Source organism: Microbacterium sp. Leaf151 (assembly GCF_001424225.1).
Taxonomy (GTDB): Bacteria; Actinomycetota; Actinomycetes; order Actinomycetales; family Microbacteriaceae; genus Microbacterium.
This window is the reverse complement of the sequence record NZ_LMOR01000002.1, coordinates 411,008-430,815: the sequence shown is the minus strand read 5'-3', so window position 1 is coordinate 430,815 and position 19,808 is coordinate 411,008. Positions and strand designations below refer to the sequence as shown.

General features: G+C 70.8%; 19 protein-coding genes and 2 tRNA genes. 4 read left to right on the top strand and 17 right to left on the bottom strand.

Annotation, left to right across the window (positions count from 1 at the left end; translation table 11 throughout):
* Positions 1-45 precede the first annotated feature (45 nt).
* From ASF76_RS06115 to ASF76_RS06105, 3 genes are read right to left on the bottom strand one after another with little or no spacing between them, the layout of a single operon-like run.
* Entirely contained in the window at positions 46-1,020 is a 975-nt protein-coding gene (locus tag ASF76_RS06115; RefSeq protein ID WP_055954512.1) for a 3-oxoacyl-ACP synthase III family protein, read from the bottom strand.
* Between the two features lie 17 nt (positions 1,021-1,037).
* Positions 1,038-1,799, bottom strand: coding sequence for an MBL fold metallo-hydrolase (locus ASF76_RS06110; RefSeq protein ID WP_055954509.1), 762 nt, complete (start codon positions 1,797-1,799; stop codon positions 1,038-1,040).
* Positions 1,792-2,799 carry an NAD-dependent epimerase/dehydratase family protein gene (locus tag ASF76_RS06105; protein WP_082484890.1) on the bottom strand — a complete coding sequence of 336 codons (1,008 nt, stop codon included), beginning with the start codon at positions 2,797-2,799 and terminating at the stop codon, positions 1,792-1,794. Before ASF76_RS06105 ends, ASF76_RS06110 begins: the two co-directional genes overlap by 8 nt.
* Before the next feature lie 39 nt (positions 2,800-2,838).
* Here ASF76_RS06105 and ASF76_RS06100 point away from each other — a divergent pair, with 39 nt between their 5' ends.
* Positions 2,839-4,047, top strand: a complete 1,209-nt coding sequence (locus tag ASF76_RS06100) for a glycosyltransferase (protein ID WP_055954502.1) — start codon at positions 2,839-2,841, stop codon at positions 4,045-4,047.
* Positions 4,048-4,137: 90 nt separating this feature from the next.
* Here ASF76_RS06100 and ASF76_RS06095 read toward each other — a convergent pair.
* A tRNA-Ile gene (locus ASF76_RS06095) sits at positions 4,138-4,211 on the bottom strand.
* 270 nt (positions 4,212-4,481) lie between these two features.
* A complete protein-coding gene (locus ASF76_RS06090) occupies positions 4,482-5,447 on the bottom strand; it encodes a DMT family transporter (protein ID WP_200936087.1) in 966 nt (321 codons plus the stop codon).
* A 41-nt stretch (positions 5,448-5,488) separates the two neighbouring features.
* On the opposite strand from ASF76_RS06090, the gene def reads away from it, so the two are divergent.
* Complete coding sequence (gene def, locus ASF76_RS06085) at positions 5,489-6,055, top strand: peptide deformylase (protein ID WP_082484889.1); 567 nt, start codon at positions 5,489-5,491, stop codon at positions 6,053-6,055.
* A gap of 72 nt (positions 6,056-6,127) precedes the next feature.
* Here the strand turns inward: def and ASF76_RS06080 are convergent, their stop codons facing one another.
* The 3 genes from ASF76_RS06080 to glsA form a co-directional block, all read right to left on the bottom strand.
* On the bottom strand, positions 6,128-6,796 hold the full coding sequence (locus ASF76_RS06080) for a DUF4166 domain-containing protein (protein WP_055954500.1): 669 nt from the start codon (positions 6,794-6,796) through the stop codon (positions 6,128-6,130).
* Positions 6,793-7,410 (bottom strand): SRPBCC family protein, encoded by a 618-nt coding sequence (locus tag ASF76_RS06075; protein WP_082484888.1) that lies wholly within the window; start codon positions 7,408-7,410, stop codon positions 6,793-6,795. Before ASF76_RS06075 ends, ASF76_RS06080 begins: the two co-directional genes overlap by 4 nt.
* A gap of 69 nt (positions 7,411-7,479) precedes the next feature.
* A complete protein-coding gene (gene glsA / locus ASF76_RS06070; RefSeq protein ID WP_055954497.1) occupies positions 7,480-8,406 on the bottom strand; it encodes a glutaminase A in 927 nt (308 codons plus the stop codon).
* Between the two features lie 193 nt (positions 8,407-8,599).
* Between glsA and ASF76_RS06065 the strand changes: the two genes are divergently transcribed.
* Positions 8,600-10,207, top strand: a complete 1,608-nt coding sequence (locus ASF76_RS06065; RefSeq protein ID WP_055954494.1) for a serine/threonine protein kinase — start codon at positions 8,600-8,602, stop codon at positions 10,205-10,207.
* A gap of 164 nt (positions 10,208-10,371) precedes the next feature.
* On the opposite strand, the gene ASF76_RS06060 is transcribed toward ASF76_RS06065, so the two are convergent.
* The 8 genes from ASF76_RS06060 to recO all read right to left on the bottom strand — a co-directional run bounded on the left by ASF76_RS06060 (position 10,372) and on the right by recO (position 18,146).
* Positions 10,372-10,447, bottom strand: a tRNA-Asn gene (locus tag ASF76_RS06060).
* A gap of 62 nt (positions 10,448-10,509) precedes the next feature.
* The gene (locus ASF76_RS06055) at positions 10,510-11,283 is read right to left on the bottom strand and encodes an ATP-binding cassette domain-containing protein (protein ID WP_055954492.1); all 774 of its coding nucleotides are present in this window, start codon (positions 11,281-11,283) and stop codon (positions 10,510-10,512) included.
* A 192-nt stretch (positions 11,284-11,475) separates the two neighbouring features.
* On the bottom strand, positions 11,476-13,317 hold the full coding sequence (gene dnaG / locus ASF76_RS06050) for a DNA primase (protein ID WP_055954489.1): 1,842 nt from the start codon (positions 13,315-13,317) through the stop codon (positions 11,476-11,478).
* Positions 13,317-14,630, bottom strand: coding sequence for a deoxyguanosinetriphosphate triphosphohydrolase (locus ASF76_RS06045; protein WP_235561247.1), 1,314 nt, complete (start codon positions 14,628-14,630; stop codon positions 13,317-13,319). Before ASF76_RS06045 ends, dnaG begins: the two co-directional genes overlap by 1 nt.
* A 7-nt stretch (positions 14,631-14,637) precedes the next feature.
* On the bottom strand, positions 14,638-15,804 hold the full coding sequence (gene dusB, locus ASF76_RS06040) for a tRNA dihydrouridine synthase DusB (RefSeq protein WP_055954483.1): 1,167 nt from the start codon (positions 15,802-15,804) through the stop codon (positions 14,638-14,640).
* 80 nt (positions 15,805-15,884) lie between these two features.
* Positions 15,885-16,568 carry a DsbA family oxidoreductase gene (locus ASF76_RS06035; RefSeq protein ID WP_055954480.1) on the bottom strand — a complete coding sequence of 228 codons (684 nt, stop codon included), beginning with the start codon at positions 16,566-16,568 and terminating at the stop codon, positions 15,885-15,887.
* A 49-nt stretch (positions 16,569-16,617) separates the two neighbouring features.
* Positions 16,618-17,421: an isoprenyl transferase gene (locus tag ASF76_RS06030; protein ID WP_055954477.1), complete on the bottom strand. Its 804-nt coding sequence runs from the start codon at positions 17,419-17,421 to the stop codon at positions 16,618-16,620.
* Positions 17,418-18,146: a DNA repair protein RecO gene (recO, locus tag ASF76_RS06025; protein WP_055954474.1), complete on the bottom strand. Its 729-nt coding sequence runs from the start codon at positions 18,144-18,146 to the stop codon at positions 17,418-17,420. The genes ASF76_RS06030 and recO overlap by 4 nt, the downstream gene beginning before the upstream one ends.
* A gap of 85 nt (positions 18,147-18,231) precedes the next feature.
* Between recO and ASF76_RS06020 the strand changes: the two genes are divergently transcribed.
* Positions 18,232-18,930 carry a trimeric intracellular cation channel family protein gene (locus ASF76_RS06020; RefSeq protein WP_200936086.1) on the top strand — a complete coding sequence of 233 codons (699 nt, stop codon included), beginning with the start codon at positions 18,232-18,234 and terminating at the stop codon, positions 18,928-18,930.
* A gap of 25 nt (positions 18,931-18,955) precedes the next feature.
* Here ASF76_RS06020 and ASF76_RS06015 read toward each other — a convergent pair whose 3' ends face one another.
* Entirely contained in the window at positions 18,956-19,738 is a 783-nt protein-coding gene (locus tag ASF76_RS06015) for an MOSC domain-containing protein (RefSeq protein ID WP_055954467.1), read from the bottom strand.
* Positions 19,739-19,808: the final 70 nt, after the last annotated feature.

The window sequence follows — 19,808 nt, the reverse complement described above, 5'->3', positions numbered from 1 at the left end:
TCAGCGCCCGTCCGGCCGTGGCGCTTCGTCGACGCCCCCGGCTCGTCAGAGCCTGAGCAGGAGGGCGTTCGCGGTCAAGCCCGCCGCCGTGCCGCACAGCATCACAGTGTCACCGGGGCCGATCCGCCCCTCGTCCAGACTGGTCGCCAGCATGAACGGCACCGACGAGGACACCATGTTGCCGAACTCCGCGACGCGGTCCACGTATGCGCCTCGCGGGATGCCGATACGGCGCATCGCGATGCCGAGCGCCCTGCTCGCCTGGTGCGGCACGACGAGGTCGATCTCGTCGAGACCGAGACCGACACGGTCGAAGAACCGGGCGAAGAAATCGGGCAGCACGGCCAGCATGCCCAGGAGCGCGCGCCGCCCGTTCATCGCGAAGAGGTAGTCGGACGGGTCGCCGTCGGCGTAGGACTGGGCCGGATGCAGCGATAGTCCGCCGCGCAGCTCGGTGTCGTGCGCGTGTGCGGGCCACGTCTGCTGCAGGCTGCCGAGAACTCCGGGCGCGTTCTTGCCGCCTGTCTCGCGCGTCAGCACCACAGCGGCGGCGGCGTCGGAGAAGAGCTCGAAGCTCTCGCGTTGGCCGGCGTCGAGGAATCGGGACCCGACGTCGCCGGAGACGATGAGCACGCGCTCGTAGTCGCCGGCGGCGAGGTAGCGGGACGCGATGTCCACCGCCGTGATGAAGCTGGTGCAGGTCGAATTGACATCGAAGGCGGCGGCGCCGGCACGAGGGGCGACGCGTTCCATGACGAGTGCGGCCGTGCAGGGGATCGGCTGCACGCCGGCCGCGCAGGCGGCGATGATGCAGTCGATGTCGTCAGGGTGAAGGTCTGCTCGTCGGAGGGCGTCCTCAGCCGCCGCGGCGAGCATGTCGAGCTGCGACATGCCGTCCGGGATGCGGTAGCGCGTCTGGCTCCCGAACGTGACCACCTCGTCGGGGAGGTACGTCCCCCACCCCGCCAGCCGGCACGGCCGGAGCGAAGGCCGCTGTCCGATCGGTGGGTGCTGCAGCATCCTCGTCCCCCTCGTGGTCACAGCAGGTTCCTCCCGGCCGGATGCCGATCGTGGCTGAAGAGGAGCCGGAGCCCGTCTTGCTCGGCGGCCAGGAGCATCTGCGCGGTGGTGCGCTGCGTGGTCGCGTCGTGACTGACCAGTCGCGGGAGGGCGCGGATGCGACGCTCCTCGCCGAGCAGGTCGCGCCCCCAGGCCGCGTCTCCGGCGAGCAGCACCCGGTCTTCGATGAGGGCGCCGAGGTGACCTCGGGCGTGACCGGGCAGATCGACGAGCAGATACGACCCGTCGCCGAAGAGGTCCGCGGTGCGGAGACCGTGCGGACCGGACCCGAACACGGGCGGCGGGAGCACCGTCGCCGCCTCGAACCACGGCGGCAGCAGCCGTCGGAGCACGCCGTCGCGCAGCCGCGGTCGCTCGAGAGTGCGGCGAACCCCGTCGCTGAGGACGAATGCGGCGTCGGGGAAGAAGCGGACGCCGCCGATGTGGTCCGGGTGCAGGTGCGAGAGGACGACGTGCGTGATCGAGGCGGGATCGAGCTGCTCGGCAATCGTGTCGCCCGCGCCGACGCGAGGCGGCAGCATCCTGCGGTACGCCCACCCGCTCAGCCCGGCGCGCCACGGTTCGGGCGCGTAGCCGGTGTCGAAGAGCACGCGCCGCGCACCGAAGCGGTACAGGAACGCCCCGGCCGGGAAGACACGCCGCTCCCGACGGGTACCGCGCAGCAACCGGCTCATGTCGTGGGAGGTCTCGCCGCAGGCGAAGAAGACCAGCTCAGACACGCGCGTACCCCGCGAGGCTCTCGTCGAGCGAAACCGCGGGCCGATAGCCGAGCAGATCGCGCGCGCGGGAGATGTCGAGCGTCTGCGAATGGGCGATCGTCGTGACGGTGTACCGCGTGACGGGCGGCTCGGGATGCCCGGGAAGAACCCCGCACACGGCCTCCAGCAGTGCAGCGACCCTGTAGGCGACCGGGGTCGGCACCGGCCGGTACCGCGGCTCGAGACTCAGCCCCGCGAGCAACTGCTCGAGCACCGCGCGGAACGGACGAGGATCCCCGTTCGTGATGTTGAACGCCTGCCCGTGCACATCGGGCGCCTCGGCCGCGAGCCGCACCGCCAGCGCGACGTTCTCCACCGCTGTCAGGTCGATGAGTCCCCGTCCGCCGCGCATCAGGGGGATGCCGAACCGCTCGCGGACACGCAGGATCCGGGGGACGAGGCTGGGGTCGCCGCGGCCGATGATGCCGCGGGGTCGAAGGATGACGATCTCCGGTCCCGTGCCCTGCGTCGCCGCATGCTGCAGCAGGGACTCCGCCTCGAGTTTCGATCGGATGTAGCCGTTCATCGGATGCCGCGGATCGACCTCGCCCTCCCGGATGCCGATCCGATCGCGAGGGGCGGCGTAGATGCCCGGGGAGGAGATGTGCACGAGTCGACGCGATCGGGCGCGTCGGGCGAACTCGAGCACCCGCGCGGTACCGGCGACGTTGGCGTGCTCGAACTGGGCCGAGCGACCCCATGGCGAGGAGAGCGCCGCGCAGTGCACGACCACATCGACGGTTCGGCCGAGGTCGGCCCGGGCGAGGTCGTCGAGATCGCCGACGAAGGTCTCCCCCGCGGGCAGGGCGGCGGCGTTGCGTCCCGACGCGATCACGTCGTAGCCGTGGGCGCGGAGTTCCCGCACGACGTACCCGCCGAGGAAACCGCTCGCGCCGGTGACCAGCGCCGTCTCCCCTCGACGCGCCGGGCCCGGCGCACCCACCTCTGCTGCTGCCCCCATTCGGCCGATCCTACGGCCGTCGGCCCTAGGATTCGGGACATGCGGATCGCCCTGGTGACCGACTACTACCTGCCCACGCTCGGTGGCGTGCAGACCGCGGTGAAGTCGCTCCGGGAAGCGCTCACCCGAGCCGGTCTCGAGGTGACGGTGTTCTGCCCCCTGGCTCACGGCAGCGACGACCGCTCGATCGTCGCATTGCCCACCTCCCGGGTGTTCCGGCCCGACGGCTACCCGTTCACGTGGTCGCCGCGCGACGCCGTGGCGGTGCTCCGGCGGGAGTTCGCCGAGCGGCGCATCGACGTGGTGCACACGCATTCCGAGATGTTCGCCGCTCTCGCGGGGGTGCGAGCGGCTCGGGATCTGGGAATTCCGGTCGTCCACACCATGCACGGCCGCGTGGACGTGTACACGACGAGTGTCGTTCCTCTCCCCCGCGTCACCGTTCCCCTGCTGGCCGCCCTCCACTCCCGGCAGATCAGCCATCGCGGTCTCCGCGTGCGCGCCGACGCGCCCTACACGGCCACCTCGCCGGCGAGACGCATGTGGCGCCTCATGCTCGCTCAGTCGCGCGCGAGCGACCAGGTGATCGTCCCGTCGACACACTTCGCACGGAAACTCGAGGAGCAAGGGGTGCGGACACCCGTCTCGGTCGTGTCGAACGGGCTCGAGCAGAGCGTGCTCGACCGCGTCGGCGCGCCCATCGAGCGTCGACTCGCCCCCGGGGAGACTCTGCGTCTGCTGTGGGTCGGACGACTCTCGCCGGAGAAGCGTCCCGCGGTGATCGCTGAAGCAGCGCGATCGTTCGCTCTCGATGTCTCGGTGGACGTCTACGGCGACGGCCTCTCGCGAAGGGCGATCGAGCGGATGGGCACCCCCCTCGTCCTTCACGGGTCGGTGTCGCAGCAGGAGGTGCTCGACGCCATGCGGGCGAGCCACCTGCTGGTGTCGAGCTCGTACGACTTCGACAATCAACCGATGGTGATGCTGGAAGCGGCGGCATCCGGTCTTCCCGTGCTCTTCTGCGACCCCGATCTCAGCGAGGTCGTCCCGCCGGGCGGTGGCTTCCTCACCGACACCCCGGACGCCGCGGGCATCACCGCGCTCGTGGCGCGCCTTCGGAGGGAACCCGAAACGATCACCGCCGCGAGCGCGGCCATGATCCGGGCGCGCCCGCAGGTCGCGCAGCGGATCGACCCGGTGATCGAGGTCTACGAGTCCGCGATCACCGGCGTCGCTTCGGCACGGTGAGGCACCGTTCTTCGCATTCCCACGGCTCGGTGAAGAGCGCCTCGGGGACAGCGTCGGTGCATACTACTGCCGCGTCATCGCGGGCTCTCGTAGGGCGGGTGGGACTTGAACCCACGATCGTCGGGTTATGAGCCCGCTGCCTTGACCAGCTTGGCCACCGCCCCCAGCGACGACGAGCCTACCGGCATCCGTCTCCCGTCGCCGCCCGCGGCACGGCACCCGTCTCCCGTCGCTGTTGGCGTCACGGCATCCGTCTCCCGTCGCCGCTCGCGTCGCGGCTCCCGCCGCCGCTGGCGTCACGTCATCCGCGAGATCACCTGCCCGTAGCGAGATGACCCGCCGATGCGCGTAAGAAGAGGTCATCTCGCGCATCGCCGGTCATCTCGGCGACAACCGCCCGACGGCCCGCGACGCGAAACCGCACGGAGCCCGCGTCAGTGCACCCGCGGCTTCTTCGGCTTGCCGTCGGCGGTGATCTGCGGGTGGTGCTTCGTCAGCTGGATGACACCCCACGTGGCGATCGCGCCGGCGATGGCGAAGCCGATGAGCGCCCACGCGGGGGCGGTGGAGGCCTCGCCGAGCACGAGCAGGCCGATCAGCACGGCGACGATGGGGTCGATCACGGTGAGCCCGGCGATCACCAGGTCGGGAGGACCGACCGAGTAGGCGGTCTGCACGAAGTACGCGCCCACGGCGACGGCGGCGAGGAGCGCCACGAGGCACAGCAGGGTCAGCCACTCGAAGTTGCCCGCCTGCGCGCGGCTGATCACGACCTTGGCGAGGGTGGCGACGAAGCCGTAGATGACGCCGGCGGCCATGATGTAGAACAGCGCCTGCGCGCGACGACGCACCAGCACCCAGAAGACGCCGAACACGACCACGACCACGGCCAGGATGCCCAGGATGATGAGCAGCTCGCGTTCGGTGACGACCTGTTCGGTGGCGAAGAACGCCGCGATCGTGACGAAGACGAGGATGCCGCCGACGCACAGGGCGATGGCGATGAGCGACTGCCGGGTCGGTTTGTGGCGCGACACCCGAGCGTTCAGCACGGTGGTGATCACGAGGGCGATCGCACCGAGCGGCTGCACGAGGATCAGCGGCGCCACCGAGAGCGCTGCCAGCTGACACACGATCGCCAGGCCCAGCATGACGGTGCCCGCCATCCACGACGGGCGTGTCAGCAGCGACGTCAGCTGCGACCGCGAGAGGCCGCCGGTCGTCTTGCCGCCGGACAGCCGCTCGACCTTCTGCACGCCACGGTGCTGGTACTGCGCCCCGAACGACATGAACACCGCGCCCAGCAGGGCCAGCGGGATGCCGAGGAGGATGCGCGGGTCGCGGAAGACGCCGACGAGTTGGTCGATTCCGTCGCTGAGAGTGGCATCGAGCGGGATCACGCCTCGACAGTAGCCGCCCCTCGCCTGGTTAGGCTGGAGGCGTGGCCGTACTCCCGATTCGCATCATGGGCGATCCCGTGCTGCACGCACCCGCCTCCCGCGTCGACGAGATCACCGACGAGGTGCGCCAGCTCGTCGCCGACATGTTCGAGACGATGGATGCCGCTCCGGGCGTCGGTCTCGCCGCCCCGCAGGTGGGCGTGGGACTCCGGATCTTCACCTACATGTACGAGGACGACGAGGGCCAGCCCTGGCGGGGAGTCGTGCTCAACCCCGAGCTGTGGATCAGACCGCTCGAACCCGGCTACCCCGACCCGGATGACGAGAGCGAGGGGTGCCTGTCGTTCCCCGGCGAACGCTTCCCCCTCCGCCGCTCCGAGGCTGCGCTGCTCACCGGCACCGACCTCGACGGGCACTCGGTGCGCATCGAGGTCACCGGCTGGCGCGCGCGCATCCTGCAGCACGAGTTCGATCACCTCGACGGCATCCTGTACGTCGACCGTCTCGACGACGAAGACAGCCGTGTCGTGGCCAAGATCGCCAAGAAGCGCAAGTGGGGCAAGCCCGGGGCGTCATGGATGCCGGGAGTCGACGACATCGACGCGTGACGGCCTGACATCGCGTCGATCGCCCTCGTTCGGGAGGCGCGGCGAGACGCTTTTGTTCCCGCACCGTCGAGCTCAGACGCGGGATTCGTGGCGATGCGGGATGACGTGCGCCGGCGCCTCCCCGGCCGGCATCCATTCGCACGTGAAGCTGCCGCGGTAACCGAACAGGAACCCGAAACGCTCGTTGTCGACGCGCATCTCGACATGGAAGCGACCGTCGCGCTCGTCGAAGTGCTCGCGCAGGCTCGCTCGCCCGCTGAAGAGCATCGGGAAGCGGAATCCGAAGCGTCCCTCGTAGAACCGCTGCTCCCCCGAGCGCAGGATCAACGCCCCCTCGTCGTCGACCGTGAGGTCGAGGTCGACCGCGAGGTGCTGGTGCGTACCGAGGTAGTCGACGATGCGCCCGTCGGCGAGGATCATGGTCGCGTCGAACCGTGCCGGGCGGCCGTCGATCTCGTACTCGCGCACGAACGTCACGGTCTCGCGGCCGAACGGGTCGCGGTAGGGGCGGTTCCAGATGACGAACGGCACGTCGCTCCCGACGGCCGGCACGAGGATGTTGCGGAGCTTGCCGATCTGCAGGAATGGGACGGTCCACCACGGTCCGCGTCGGATCTCGGTCATGACCCCGCGGCCCACGCACGCCTCGCCCCCGTCGAGGCCCACGCTGAAGCGCCGCTGCATCATCGGGTGCAACCGGGCGAAGTCGACGCCGATCGCCTCGGCGAAGATCGAGGTCATCGGTCCCCTCCCGGCAGAGGCAGTGCGGCCAGGGTCTCCGGAGCGTCGTCGAGAGCGCGGCGCCGGTGCGGCGCGATGCGGCGGCAACGGCGTGCCAGGGGTCTCTCGTCGCGCCAGAGGGCCGCCGCGGTCAAGAGCGTCCACGTCTCGGGCGGCCGTCCCGTCTCAAGCCACAGCCGGAGCCGGTCGAAGCTCCACGCGGTGGCCCACCCGACGAGGGGGCGCACGACCACGTCGAGCACTCCCCACCCGGGCGTGTAGTCGTACCCGGTGGAGAAGCGGATGCCGGCGGCCGTGGGCTCGTAGCGCCAGTATCCGCGCCCGTCGCGGAGCGGGGAGAGACGATCCGCGGTCGTGAAACGCAGCGCCGAGGTGCGCGTACCGTCGGGGCGGGAGGTCTCGCCGATGCTGATGCCCTGGCCGCGGATGGTGCGCAGCGGCATGTGCCGCTCATAGACGAAACGGGCGGCGCCGTCGGCTGTGCGCGTGGTCGGAGTGATGCGCGAGAAGCGGACGTCCCACCGCACGTGCTGGCGCGGATCCTGCGTCGCGATCCACACCTCGTCGAGGGTCGCCCGAATTGTGGTCTCGACGTAGATCCCCTGTCCCCCCATGCGTTCAGCCTAGGGTCGGGGGCGCCTGCGCTCCGGCAGCAGGTCGCGTGGCGGGCGGCGGCCGCCGGGTCAGCCCGCGGCGAAGCTGTGCAGGTGCAGCTCGTCGCTGATCGCCTCACTCGCGAGGCGGCCTCGCACGCTGGTCCCCTGCGCATCGAGGGGCGGACTCACGACGGCGGCGCCGAGGCGGCCGGGAGCGGCGAGGACGATGGCCCCCGACACGCTGGACTTCGCCGGAACGCCGACGGCTCGCATCCACCGGCCCGATCCGTCGTAGACGCCGCAGGTCGCCATGACTGACACCACGTCTCGCGCCACGCGTGCGGGTACGACGCGCACGCCGGTATGGGGGTTCACACCGCCGTACGCGAGGGTGGCGCCCATGACGGCCAGGGTCTCGGCATCCACCAGGGTCGCGCAGGCCCGCGCGTAGACGGCGACCGCGTCATCCGCACTGACCTGCATGGTGCCCTCGGCTCGCATGAGGTGGGCGAGGGCGTGGTTACGGTCGCCGAGCAGGTGCTCGTTGTGCGCGACGTCCTCGTCGACCGCGAGGTCGTGCCCCGCGAAAGCGGCGAGGCCCTCGGCGATGCGGGCGTCGCGCGCGGCGGGGTCGGAACCGCGCACGAGGGATGCCGCGAGCAGGGCTCCCGCGTTGACCATGGGGTTGGGTGGCCGGCCCGTGCCGCTCTCGAGCTTGATCGCGTCGAACGATTCCCCGGTAGGCTCGATCCCCACTCGGTCGAGCGCCTCGCCCTCGGTGTCGAGCAGCGCCCGGGCGAACAGGAACGGCTTCACCGCCGATTGGATGCTGAAGGCGACGTCGGCGTCGGTCGTCACGCGGGCGGTGCCGTCGGGAAGGACGAGCGCCACCGCGCAGAGCTCGGGATCGGCGTCTGCGAGCTGAGGGATGCTGTCGTCCACCTCTCCGCCGCGTTCATTCATCAGCCGGGCACGGAGGGCATCGAGGTCGTACCGGTGCGGGTCGGGGATCACATGCCCACCCTCGCAGTGATCGACCGTCTCACCGACCGGGTTGCAGAGAAGCCACGCGTGCGGACGGGCTGCGCCATTATGCGTGCCGCCCCCGATGACCGCCAGCCCCCGGCGGAACCGCCCCCGCGCGCCTAGTGTGCGATCAGGCGGCGACCCCGCGCCGCTCCCGCAGTACCGCTCCGCGAAGGACCCGATGAGTCACGCCCCCGACCTCTTGACGGCTCACACGGGCGACATCCTCGGTGGGCGCTACATCCTCCGCGAACGCATCGGCGCCGGTGGAATGGGACGCGTCTTTCGCGCGCGCGATGAGGTGCTCGCCCGTGACGTCGCGATCAAGATCTTCCACGCCGACGGCGCCGGCGAACCCGAACCGCTGCGTCGCCTGTCGGAGGCGCGAGCGCTCGCGGCCCTCGACCACCCCTCGCTCGTCACCCTCTACGACGCCCGCCTCGTCGGTGAAGGTCACGTCTATCTCGTCATGGAGTTGGTCACCGGACCGTCGTTGCAGCGCCGCATCGAGCAGCGGGCGATCCCCGCAGCGGAACTCGCCGGCATCCTGAGCGACCTCGCCGGGGCCCTCGCCGTCGTCCACGAGGCGGGCATCGTGCACCGCGACGTCAAGCCGTCGAACGTCCTGCTGCGACCGCTGCACGGGGCGGCCCGAGAGTCCGAGGCCGTTCTCGCCGACTTCGGCGTCGCCCACCTCATCGACGCGACGCGGTTGACCACCCCGGGCACCGTCATCGGCACTGCCGCCTACCTCGCGCCGGAGCAGGTCCGCGGTGAAGCACCGCAGGCCGCGTCCGACATCTATGCGTTGGGCTTGCTGGCTATCGAGGCGTTGACGCGCCTGCATCCGTTCGGTGCCGGTTCACTGCAGGAGACCCTGCTCGCGCGTCTGGCCCGCCAGCCCGACGTTCCGAATTCGGTGGGTCCACGGTGGCGTTCGCTGCTGGATGCCATGACGGCCGCGGACGCGGGTATGCGACCCACCGCCGCGGAGGTGGCCGCGTGTGCGACCGCGCTCGCCGCAGAGGATCACACCGTCGTCCCGGATGCCGCGAAGCAGCCGCCGGTATGGATGCTGCCGACCGCTCTCATCACCGCGCCGACGGCGACACCCGATGACGCGTCTACGCCGTCGACCGCCGTCCAGGATGCGCTCGGCGCCGCCGCGTCGGGCGCGCCGGAACCGGCCGACGCCGTGCTCGTCTCCGCACCGTCCGATGCCGCACGTCTTGCGGGCCGGACGGATGCCGCGAGTTCGCGCCGCGGTACCGGACGCCGTCCACGACGCCGGGGATGGGCGTGGGGAGCGGCGAGCATCGGTGCGGCCCTGATCGTCGGGGGGCATCTGGCGGCCTTCTCGCTCGGAGCTGCCGGGGGCGCGACCTCGGACCCAGCCTCGGTGCCGGTGACGACTCCCGCGCCCGCGGCCACACCGGCGACGGGGAGCACGCAGGACACACCCCTCGACACCGCGGCACCGGTCTCGGAGACGTCCCCCGCGGAGGACGCCGTTGCGGAGCGGAGCCCCGGGGCGACGACGCCGGTGCAGGCGCCCGTGAGCGTCGAGCGGGCCACCGTGGTGTCGGACGACGCGGGGGTGGGTGCGGCCATTCCCGCGGGTCCGCTGCCGGAGGCGGTCGCGGGCAACGGCTCTGACCCCGGCGGGGTGGCGGACGATTCCTCGGCCGGACCGGATCGCGGCGGTCCGGAGGGCAAGGGACGACCGGACTCCCCCGGGAAGTCGGATGACAGCAAAGGGCGGGGCAACGGGGCCTCGGGCAAGAAGTAGCCGGAGCCGACACTCGTCGCGCGGACGGGCGATCGCGTTTTCGCAGCCTCGTCCGCCGTGGTTGTACACCGTTCGTCGATCGCGTGCGACCGCAGGCGAGCAGGGATGCGACGCTGACCAGGGAGAATGACGAAGGCCCGCCTCTGATGAGGCGGGCCTTTCGTTGGCTCCCCGGCTTGGACTCGAACCAAGAACCTATCGGTTAACAGCCGATTGCTCTGCCAATTGAGCTACCGAGGATCATGCCCGCCTTGCGGTGGGCAACCCCACGATACTAACAGCACGCGGGGGCGGCGAGAAAATCAGGGGGATGAAAGACGTCTCTCGGGCGTGCCGTCGGGAGTCCACTGCACGGCGTCCCCACCATGGCCGAGGCCCACGGCGTGACCGGCGTGGAGCACGAGCACGTCGGCATCCAATTCCCGTGGCGCGTCGGCGTCGTTCGTCACGATGAGGGAGGCCATGTCGCGTTCGTCGCGGCGGCGGGTGATCGCTGTGCGGGCGGCGGCGCGCACCTCGAGGTCGAGGTTGGCGTACAGGTCGTCGGCGACGAACAGGCGCGGCTCGAGCACGAGCGCGCGCGCGAGGGCGACGCGTTGGCGCATGCCGGCGCTGAGCTCGTACGGGTACTTCGGGGCGGTGCCGAGGGGCAGCTCCATCTCGTCGAGCAGCGTCGCCACGCGCACCGCGAGCGCTCGGGTGTTGACGCGCCGGTCGCGGCTCGTGATCGGCTCGGAGATGACGTCGTGCACGGTGAGGCGCGATGGCAGCGCCGCTCCCGCGCCCTGCGGAAGGTACCCGGTGTGGAAGACCCACTCGCGGCGCGCCCTGCCCGGGTGCCGGGCCGAGATCCCGTGCACGCGCGCATCACCGCCGACGACGCTCAGCCCGTCGTCGGGATGGCCGGCGAGGAGCGAGACGAGCGACGACTTGCCCGCCCCCGTGGCTCCGCGGACGACCAGTGTCCGTCCCGGCAGCAGCGTGAAGGTGATGCCGTCGATCACGCGCACGCCACTGCGAGCGAGTGAGAGGTCGTCGGTGCGGAGGACGACGTCGGTGTCGAGGATCCGGGGCATCTGCCAATCCTCGCCCACGAGGGTGAGGGATGCCAACGGCGCGCCCAGAGCGCGTGCCGAGATGGCGTGCGCCTACCGAGACCCTAGGCGGATGCCGAGACCGTGTCCGGTGGATGCGGATGACCCGCGGTCTCCACAACGCCCTGCGGTCTCGGCGCGAACCACCTCCACCGCCGCCGCCGCGGGCGCCCGCTACGAGACGATCAGGCGCTGCCTGTCGGCATCCAATTCGCGAAGGCGGAGGCGCAGACGGCGCCCCTCTTCGGAGTCGGCCGGCACGCGCTGGATGCCCCGGAGCAAGTCGTCCTTCTCGCGCTGCAGCTGGCGCACCAGCAGCCCGCGGGCGAGATCGTTCGCCGAGGCCACCGCGCCCTCTTCGGTGCGCGCGGGGAACTCCGCGGTCAGCAGCTCGGCGGCGAGGGAGCGGAACGGCTCGCGCACCGCCTCGACGGCCGCGACCGCCCAGCCGGGCTGCGAGAGGTCAGTGGATGCCAGCGAGCTGCGCACGGCTTCGAGAGCGGGGTGGCCGAACGGCAGCTGCAGCGCGCGGAGGAATACGTCGGGCTCGATCCGGTGCCCGTATTGCAGGAACGCCATCATCGCCCCCCGCTCGAGGGCGACGTCGCGCGTGTTCGGCAGCGATGCCATCGTGACCGATACCGCGACGGGCGCGGGCTCGGCGACGCGGGCGTTCTCGCGCTGCTCGGCGCGGTCTGCCCCGCGCGCGGCCCGCTCGACGGCGGCCTGCACCTCGGGCATGTCGAGGCCGAGACGACGGGCCAGCACCCGGACGTATCCCGGGCGCAGGGAGGGGTCGCGGATGTCGGCGACGATGGGGGCCGCCGCGCGGAGCGCGCCCGCGCGCCCCTCGACGCTGGCGAGGTCGAAGTCTTTCAGGCGCTGATCGATCACGAACTCGAACATCGGGTTCTTGTTGTCCAGGAGAGCGCGCACGGCGCCGTCGCCGCGCTGCAGGCGCAGATCGCAGGGGTCGAGCCCCTCGGGGGCGACCGCCACGTACGTCTGCGCCGCGAACCGCTTCTCGTCGGCGAAAGCGCGCAACGCCGCCTTCTGCCCCGCGGCATCGGGATCGAAGGTGAAGACGACCTCGCCCGACGAGCTGTCGTCGCCCATGACGCGACGGAGCACCGTGATGTGATCGGTGCCGAAGGCCGTACCGCACGAGGCGATCGCCGTGGTGACCCCCGCGAGGTGGCAGGCCATGACGTCGGTGTACCCCTCGACGACGACCACCCGGTGCGATCGTGAGATGTCGCGCTTGGCCAGATCGAGGCCGTACAGCACCTGCGACTTCTTGTAGATCAGCGTCTCGGGGGTGTTGAGGTACTTCGGGCCCTGGTCGTCGTCGAACAGCTTGCGGGCACCGAAGCCGATCACCTGGCCCGTCACATCGCGGATGGGCCAAATCAGCCGCCCGCGGAAGCGGTCGTAGACTCCTCCGCGTTGGTTGGTCGACACCAGCCCCGCCTTCTCGAGCTCGTCGCGGGAGAACTTCTGCGCCGTCAGGTGGTCGAAGAGATTCGACCACCCCTTCGGGGCGTAGCCGACGCCGAAGTGGGCCGCCGCTCCCGCGTCGAAGCCGCGGTCGCCGAGGAAGCGCCGTCCGATCTCGGCCTCGGGGGTCATCAGCTGGGAGCGGAAGTATTCGGCCGCGGCCGCATTCGCGGCGTACAACCGCGAGCGTCCGGTGGTCTCGGGGGCCGCTCCCCCGTCTTCGTAGTGGAGGGTGAAGCCGACGCGCGCGGCCATGCGCTCGACCGCCTCTGTGAACGACACGTGGTCCAACGCACGAAGGAACGAGTAGACGTCGCCCGACTCGCCGCAGCCGAAGCAGTGGTAGTACCCGACTTGCGGACGCACGTTGAAGCTCGGCGACCGCTCGTCGTGGAAGGGGCACAGGCCCTTCATCGACCCGACGCCGGCAGGCTTCAGCGCTACGCGTTCACCGATCACGTCGGCGATGTTGACCCGCGCCTTCACCTCGTCGACGTCGGCCTGGCGGATGCGGGCCATCAGACATCCGCTCGCGCGGCGCGGGCGCCGGGTGCCCACACGCCGAGTTCGGCGGCATCGACCTCGCCGACGAGCCGGCCGTGCCACGCGATCGCCAGTTGGTCCGTCAGACTCGCCACCTGGTCGACCACCACGCGGCGACGGGCGGTGTCGTCGGCGGCCGCGGCGAAGTCGGGTGCGTGCAGCGCGTCGAGCGCACCGGGGTTCTCCCACATCGCGGATGCCAGTCGCTTCAGCACGTTGCGCTGCTCGCGGTAGAGCACCTTGCGGCCGTCGATCGAGACCACGGTGGCGCCGATGATGCCCTTCAGCACCGCCATCTCGACCTCGACGGCGGCGGGGACGACGACGTGCGCCCGGTAACGCGTGAGCTCGTCGGCGGGATACGCCTCGCGTGTGGCGGCGGTGGCGGCGCGCGCGAAGCGGCCGATGAGGTCGGAGGTGAGGTTCTTCAAGCGCGCGAGGGCGGGACGGGTGCCGTCGAACGACGGGATCCATTCGGGCATGGCCATGAGCCGTTCGAGCCCGGCATCGAGGTCGTCGCGCACGAAGTCGTACCCCACCCAGCGCTGAATGGCGTCGAGAAGCCCCTCGCGGCCGACCCGGGATGCCAGACGCGCGGGGTCGACGTAGCGGTTGACGACCGCGTCTTCGAAGTCGTGCACCGAATAGGCGATGTCGTCGGAGAGGTCCATGGCCTCGGCTTCGATGCACCGCTGGCGGGCGGGCGCGCCGCCCCGCATCCAGTGGAACACCGGCTCGTCGTCGGGATAGACGCCGAACTTGAGGCGCCCGCCTGGATCGGGAACGGGCTCGTCGGCCGTCCACGGGTACTTGCAGGTGGCGTCGAGGCTCGACCGGGTGAGGTTCAGGCCGAACGGCCGACCGTCGGCGCCGAAGACCTTGGGTTCGAGCCGGGTGAGGATGCGCAGCGTCTGCGCGTTGCCCTCGAACCCCCCGATGTCCTCCGCCCACTCGTTGAGCGCGCGTTCGCCGTTGTGCCCGAACGGCGGGTGGCCGAGGTCGTGGCTCAAGCACGCCGTGTCGACGACGTCGGGCGACAGCTGCAGGGCGGTCGCGAGCTCTCGGCCGACCTGGGCCACCTCGAGCGAGTGCGTGAGCCGATTGCGGGCGAAGTCGGCGGGGCTCGCGGGGCTCAGCACCTGGGTCTTGGCGGCGAGGCGGCGCAGCGCCGCGGAGTGGAGCACGCGAGCGCGGTCGCGGGCGAAGTCGTCGCGCTGCGAGCGGTGCTTCTCGACGTGGAAACGGGCAGCGTCCGCGTCGTCGTACCCGAGGGGTCGGGCGGCGGTCACCGCGACCTCAGCCACCGCTGTGGTCCAGCTCCGCGTCGGCCAGGGCACGCCCGGCGTCGTCGCCGATCTCGCGCGAGGCGAGCCAGCCGTCGGGGAGCGCCGGACGCTTGGGGGTGCCGGCACGTCCGCGCTGGCCCTCGGCCGCGGCCCCGGGGTACGGGGCGTCGAGTTCCATCGTGGAGAGCAGGTCGTCGAACTCGTCGAGGGTCGATGCCGTCGCGAGGCTCGCCCGCAGCTCGCCGCCGACGGGATACCCCTTGAAGTACCAGGCGACGTGCTTGCGGATGTCACGGCATCCGCGACCCTCGTCGTCGAAGAACTCGACCAGCAACTCCGCGTGTCGGCGGAAGGCCCGGGCGACGAACCCGAGGGTGGCGTCGACCGGCGCGCCGTGAGCGGCATCGGGGCCGCCGAGCGCGCGGGCCAGATCGCCGAAGAGCCACGGGCGGCCGAGGCAGCCGCGACCGACCACGACGCCGTCGCAGCCGGTCTCGGTCATCATGCGCACGGCATCGTCGGCCGACCAGATGTCGCCGTTGCCGAGTACCGGGACGCTCGTCACGGTCTCTTTGAGCTTCGTGATGGCGGACCAGTCGGCGTGGCCCGAGTAGAACTCGCTCGCCGTGCGGGCGTGCAGGGCGATGGATGCCACCCCGGCACCCTCGGCGATGCGACCGGCCTCGAGGTAGGTGAGGTGATCGGCGTCGATGCCTTTTCGCATCTTGATCGTCAGCGGAGTGCTGCCGGCGGCACGCACGGCTCGCTCGACGATCTCGCGGAACAGGGAGGTCTTCCACGGCAGCGCGGCACCGCCGCCGCGGCGGGTGACCTTCGGCACGGGGCACCCGAAGTTGAGGTCGATGTGGTCGGCGTGGTCTTCATCGACGATCAGGCGCACGGCCGCTTCGACGGTGGCCGGGTCTACGCCGTAGAGCTGGATGGAGCGCGGGGTCTCGGACTCGTGGTGACGGATGAGCCGCATCGTGGTGTCGTTGCGTTCCACGAGTGCACGGGTCGTGATCATCTCGCTCACGTAGAGGCCGGCTCCGTACTCGCGACAGAGGCGGCGGAACGCGGTGTTCGTGATGCCGGCCATGGGCGCGAGGACGACCGGAGCGTCGAGCTCGATGTTTCCGATGCGGAGCGTCCGCGCCGGGGCCGTTGCCGTGGTCATCGTTTCATTCTCCCAGACGTCGTGCGACAGCGGTGCCCACGCCGGTCGGACCGGCCGCGGACACCGCTGTGGAGGAGGGATCAGGCGTCGGCGGTCGCGGATGCCTCGCGACGCTCGCCCCACACCTGGCGCGCGATCTGCGTGAACGCCTCGACCGGCTGCGCACCGCTCACACCGTACTTGCCGTCGATGACGAAGAATGGAACGCCCGTGATTCCGAACTGCTGCGCCTGAGCCTGGTCGGCGCGCACCGCGGCACGGTAGCGCTGCGATGCGAGGGCATCGCGCGCGGCCTCTTCGTCGAGTCCCGCGGCGACGGCGAGCTGCACGAGGTCGTCGTCGCGCCCGACGTGCTTGCCCTCGAGGAAGTACGCCGACATGAGGATTTCGGCGAGTTCGAGCTGACGACCGTTCTCTTTCGCGAAGTGCAGCAGCTCATGCGCCTTGATGGTGTTGGTGTGCTTGAGGAGATCGAAGCGGTAGGTCAGCCCCGCGTCGGCGGCGACGCCGGTGACCCGATCGAGCATCTCCCGCGCCGATTCGGGCGAGATGCCTTTGTGCTGCGAGAGGTAGTCGACCTCTCCCCCGTCGAAGTCCTCGGGGGTGTCGGGTGAGAGCTCGTACGAGTGGTACTCGATCTCGACGACCGGGGCGTCGTCGTCGGCGGCCGTGGCGGCCAGGCCGTTCTCGAGGTTCCGCTTGCCGATGTAGCACCAGGGGCAGGCGATGTCACTCCACACGTCGATCTTGATGGCATCCGTCATGTCGCGTGCAACCCCTTCGATGGTGGATCTATTCCGTTCGCGGCATCCGTCACGCTGTCGGGGTGTCGACCGCACCACCGAAGCGGCGGTCGCGCGACAGATACAGCCCGATCGCGTCCCAGAGGTGCGTGCGACGGAAATCGGGCCACAGGGTGTCGAGGAACACCATCTCGGCGTACGCCGACTCCCACAGCAGGAAGTTCGAGGTGCGCTGCTCGCCGCTGGAGCGCACGAACAGGTCCACGTCGGGCATGTCGGGCTGGTACAGGTTCTTGCGGATCAGCTTCTCGGTCACCGCCGAGGGCTTGAGACGGCCCGCGGCGATGTCGTCGCCGATGCGGCGCATCGCATCCACGATCTCGATCCGTCCGCCGTAGTTGACGCACATCGTGAGGGTGAGGGTGGAATTGCCTTCGGTCAGCCGCTCGGCGTGCTGCAGTTCCTTGATAACGGAGCCCCACAGGCGGGGCTTGCGGCCCGACCAGCGGATGCGCACGCCCCACTCGTTCAGCTGGTCGCGGCGGCGGTGCAGCACCTCGCGGTTGAAGCCCATGAGGAAGCGCACCTCGTCGGGCGAGCGCGACCAGTTCTCGGTCGAGAAGGCGTAGACCGACAGATGTCGCACGCCGGCCTGGATGGCGCCGGCGACGACGTCGAGCAGCGCCGCCTCGCCCGCCCGGTGCCCCTCGACGCGGGTGAGACCCTGGCGGTTCGCCCATCGGCCGTTGCCGTCCATGACGATGGCGACGTGCTCGGGCACTGCGCCCCGCGGGTAGGACGGCGGGTACTCCCCGGTCCAGTCCAGCGGGCGATACGGCACGGCGTCGCGGTGCGTGAACGGCTTCGGTGTCATCGATACGACTCCAGGTGCGGGAGGGAACGGATGCCGCGCTCCAGGTGGAACTGCGCGTAGGCGGCTACGAGGCCCGAGGCCGCCGCCGTCGTGCGACCGGGGGCGGCGTCGATGGTCTCCCACTCCCCCGCCATCAGCGCGCGGAGCATGTCGACCGTGTCGCGCGCGACGCGCGGCGACCCCGCCGGGGCGCAGGTCGAGCAGATCACGCCGCCGAGCTGCGGCAGGAAGTAGTCGTGATCGCCGACCGTGCCGCAACGGGCGCACTCGGTCAGCCCCGGCGCCCAGCCCGAGAGGGCCATCGCGCGAAGCAGGTACGAGTCGAGAACGCTGCGCTCGGGGTGCTCGCCCCGGGCGAGGGAACGGAGCCCGCCGACCAGCAGCAGGTACTGCTGGGGGGTCGCCTCGGCTTCGTTGAGACGGTCGGCGGTCTCCACCATGGCGCTGGCGGTGGTGTAGACGTCGTAGTTCGCCACGATGTCGGCGCCGTACGAGCCGAGCGATTCCGCCTGCTGCACGATGTCGAGGTTGCGTCCCTTGAACAGCTGCACGTCGGCGACCATGAACGGTTCGAGCCGCGACCCGAACTTCGAGGAGGTGCGGCGCACGCCTTTGGCGACCGCGCGGATCTTGCCGTTGCGGCGGCTGAGCAGGGTGAGGATGCGGTCCGCCTCCCCGAGCTTGTGGGTACGCAGGACCACGACCTCGTCGCGGTAGGTGGGCACAGTCCATTATCGTCCTCGACCGCTGCGTGCGGCCTGCGCGGCGCGCGGCCCGCGAACGCCGGCACCGGGCGGGAGAATGGATGCCGTGGACACGCCGACTTTCATCATCCCCCTGTGGGCGGATCTCACCGCCGTCGCCCTGGGTGGCGTGCAGGGGGCGCTGTTCGCGTCGGGCTTCCAGGGGCAGCGGCGCCTCGATCTGCTCGGCGTCGCGATCATCGGCATCCTGCTGGGAATGGGCGGCGGTCTGATCCGCGACCTGCTGCTGGGGCTGACGCCCGCGACGCTTCAGAGCAACTGGTATCTCATCACCGCGACGTTGGCGTCGATCGTCGGCATGCTGCTGTCGGGGATCTTCCAGCGCCTCAATCGTGCGATCGTCATGCTCGACGCGGTCGTGATCGGTCTGTTCGGTGCGTTCGGCACGTCGAAGGCGCTCGCCCTGGGCCTGCCCGCCGTGCCCGCGATCTTCGTCGGCGTCGTGGCAGCCGCGGGCGGCAGCGTGCTGCGCGACGTGCTGATGGGCCTGCCGGTGGCGATCATGCACGTCGGTTCGCTCTATGCCGTCGCCGCGGGTGGCGGCTGTGCGGTGCTCGCCGTCACGGCCGCCTTCGGCGTGCCCCTGCCCCTCGCCGCGGTGATCGGCGTCGTAGTGACGACCGTGATCCGCGTGCTGGCGGTGCTCTTCGACCTCTCGCTCCCGGAGCAGCGCAAGCTCTACCGCCGAAAGGTCGCGGTCGAGACCACCGGCATCCCGATCATCCGCACCGACGACGCGGCCTGAACCGCGCCCGAGCCCGCCTGGCGCCTCACGCGATGACGACGACCTCGTCGCCCTCGCGGATCGTGCCGCCGCCGGCCACGGGCAGGAGCAGGATGCCGAGGGTCGGCTCGTCCTGAGCGAACTCGGTTGTGAGCACGCGCAGCAGTCGCGCGTCGCGCACTCCGGTGTCGGGGTTGGCCGCGATCGCGGCGCAGCGCTCGATCGGCTTCTGCACCTCGAACTCCACCTCGCCGATGCGTACGCGACCGCGCCAGTCGAGCTCGGCCCAGGCCGCGGAACCGCCGACGACGATGTTCGAACGGAATCGCCGATCGTCGACGGGTGCCGGCACGGTGGCGTCCAGGGCCTCGACCGAGGCGGTGCCGTGCAGCGAGACGTATCCGCGCGGGCGATCCTGGAACCTCGCGGTGCGGCCGTCGCCGAGCAGCCCGAGGGGAAGGATGCCGTCGGCATCGAGCAGCTTCGCGTCGCTGGTCGTGCGCAGGTACGCCGTCACGGCATCGGCAAGGCGCGTGCGCCCGCTCTCGCTGAGGTCGGCCTCGATGTCGATGTCGTCGACGCGCAGGCGCAGGGTTCGAGCCTCGTCGTCGTAGGCGAGGTCGACGCGCGCCAACGTGGGGAAGGTCATCAGCGCCAGGCCGCGACTCTTCGGGAAAGTCGCGTCTTCGGGCTCGAGCGCGTCGGCGAAGCGGAAGACGAGGGCGCGGTCGCCCTGCACCCGTCCGTCGTCCTGGATGACGAGCTGCGCCCGGCGTTCGGGCGTGAAGCCTTTGACGGGATAGCGGTACAGGGCATCGACGCGGATCACCCTCTCATCCTCGCACCGCCCGCCGGCCGTGCACGCGCCCTCGCTCTGCCCTCCGGCCCCGCCGTGTCGG

Excerpts from the sequence above, each read along its gene's own strand:
- ASF76_RS06100 (WP_055954502.1), top strand. The coding sequence starts at position 2,839 with ATGCGGATCGCCCTGGTGACCGACTACTACCTGCCCACGCTCGGTGGC.
- dnaG (WP_055954489.1), bottom strand. The coding sequence starts at position 13,317 with ATGGCCCGCATCCGCCAGGCCGACGTCGACGAGGTGAAGGCGCGGGTC.
- ASF76_RS06035 (WP_055954480.1), bottom strand. The coding sequence starts at position 16,568 with ATGACGGATGCCATCAAGATCGACGTGTGGAGTGACATCGCCTGCCCC.
- ASF76_RS06075 (WP_082484888.1), bottom strand. The coding sequence starts at position 7,410 with ATGGGGGGACAGGGGATCTACGTCGAGACCACAATTCGGGCGACCCTC.
- ASF76_RS06115 (WP_055954512.1), bottom strand. The coding sequence starts at position 1,020 with ATGCTGCAGCACCCACCGATCGGACAGCGGCCTTCGCTCCGGCCGTGC.
- ASF76_RS06065 (WP_055954494.1), top strand. The coding sequence starts at position 8,600 with ATGAGTCACGCCCCCGACCTCTTGACGGCTCACACGGGCGACATCCTC.
- ASF76_RS06105 (WP_082484890.1), bottom strand. The coding sequence starts at position 2,799 with ATGGGGGCAGCAGCAGAGGTGGGTGCGCCGGGCCCGGCGCGTCGAGGG.
- ASF76_RS06080 (WP_055954500.1), bottom strand. The coding sequence starts at position 6,796 with ATGACCTCGATCTTCGCCGAGGCGATCGGCGTCGACTTCGCCCGGTTG.
- ASF76_RS06030 (WP_055954477.1), bottom strand. The coding sequence starts at position 17,421 with ATGACACCGAAGCCGTTCACGCACCGCGACGCCGTGCCGTATCGCCCG.
- dusB (WP_055954483.1), bottom strand. The coding sequence starts at position 15,804 with ATGACCACGGCAACGGCCCCGGCGCGGACGCTCCGCATCGGAAACATC.
- ASF76_RS06055 (WP_055954492.1), bottom strand. The coding sequence starts at position 11,283 with ATGCCCCGGATCCTCGACACCGACGTCGTCCTCCGCACCGACGACCTC.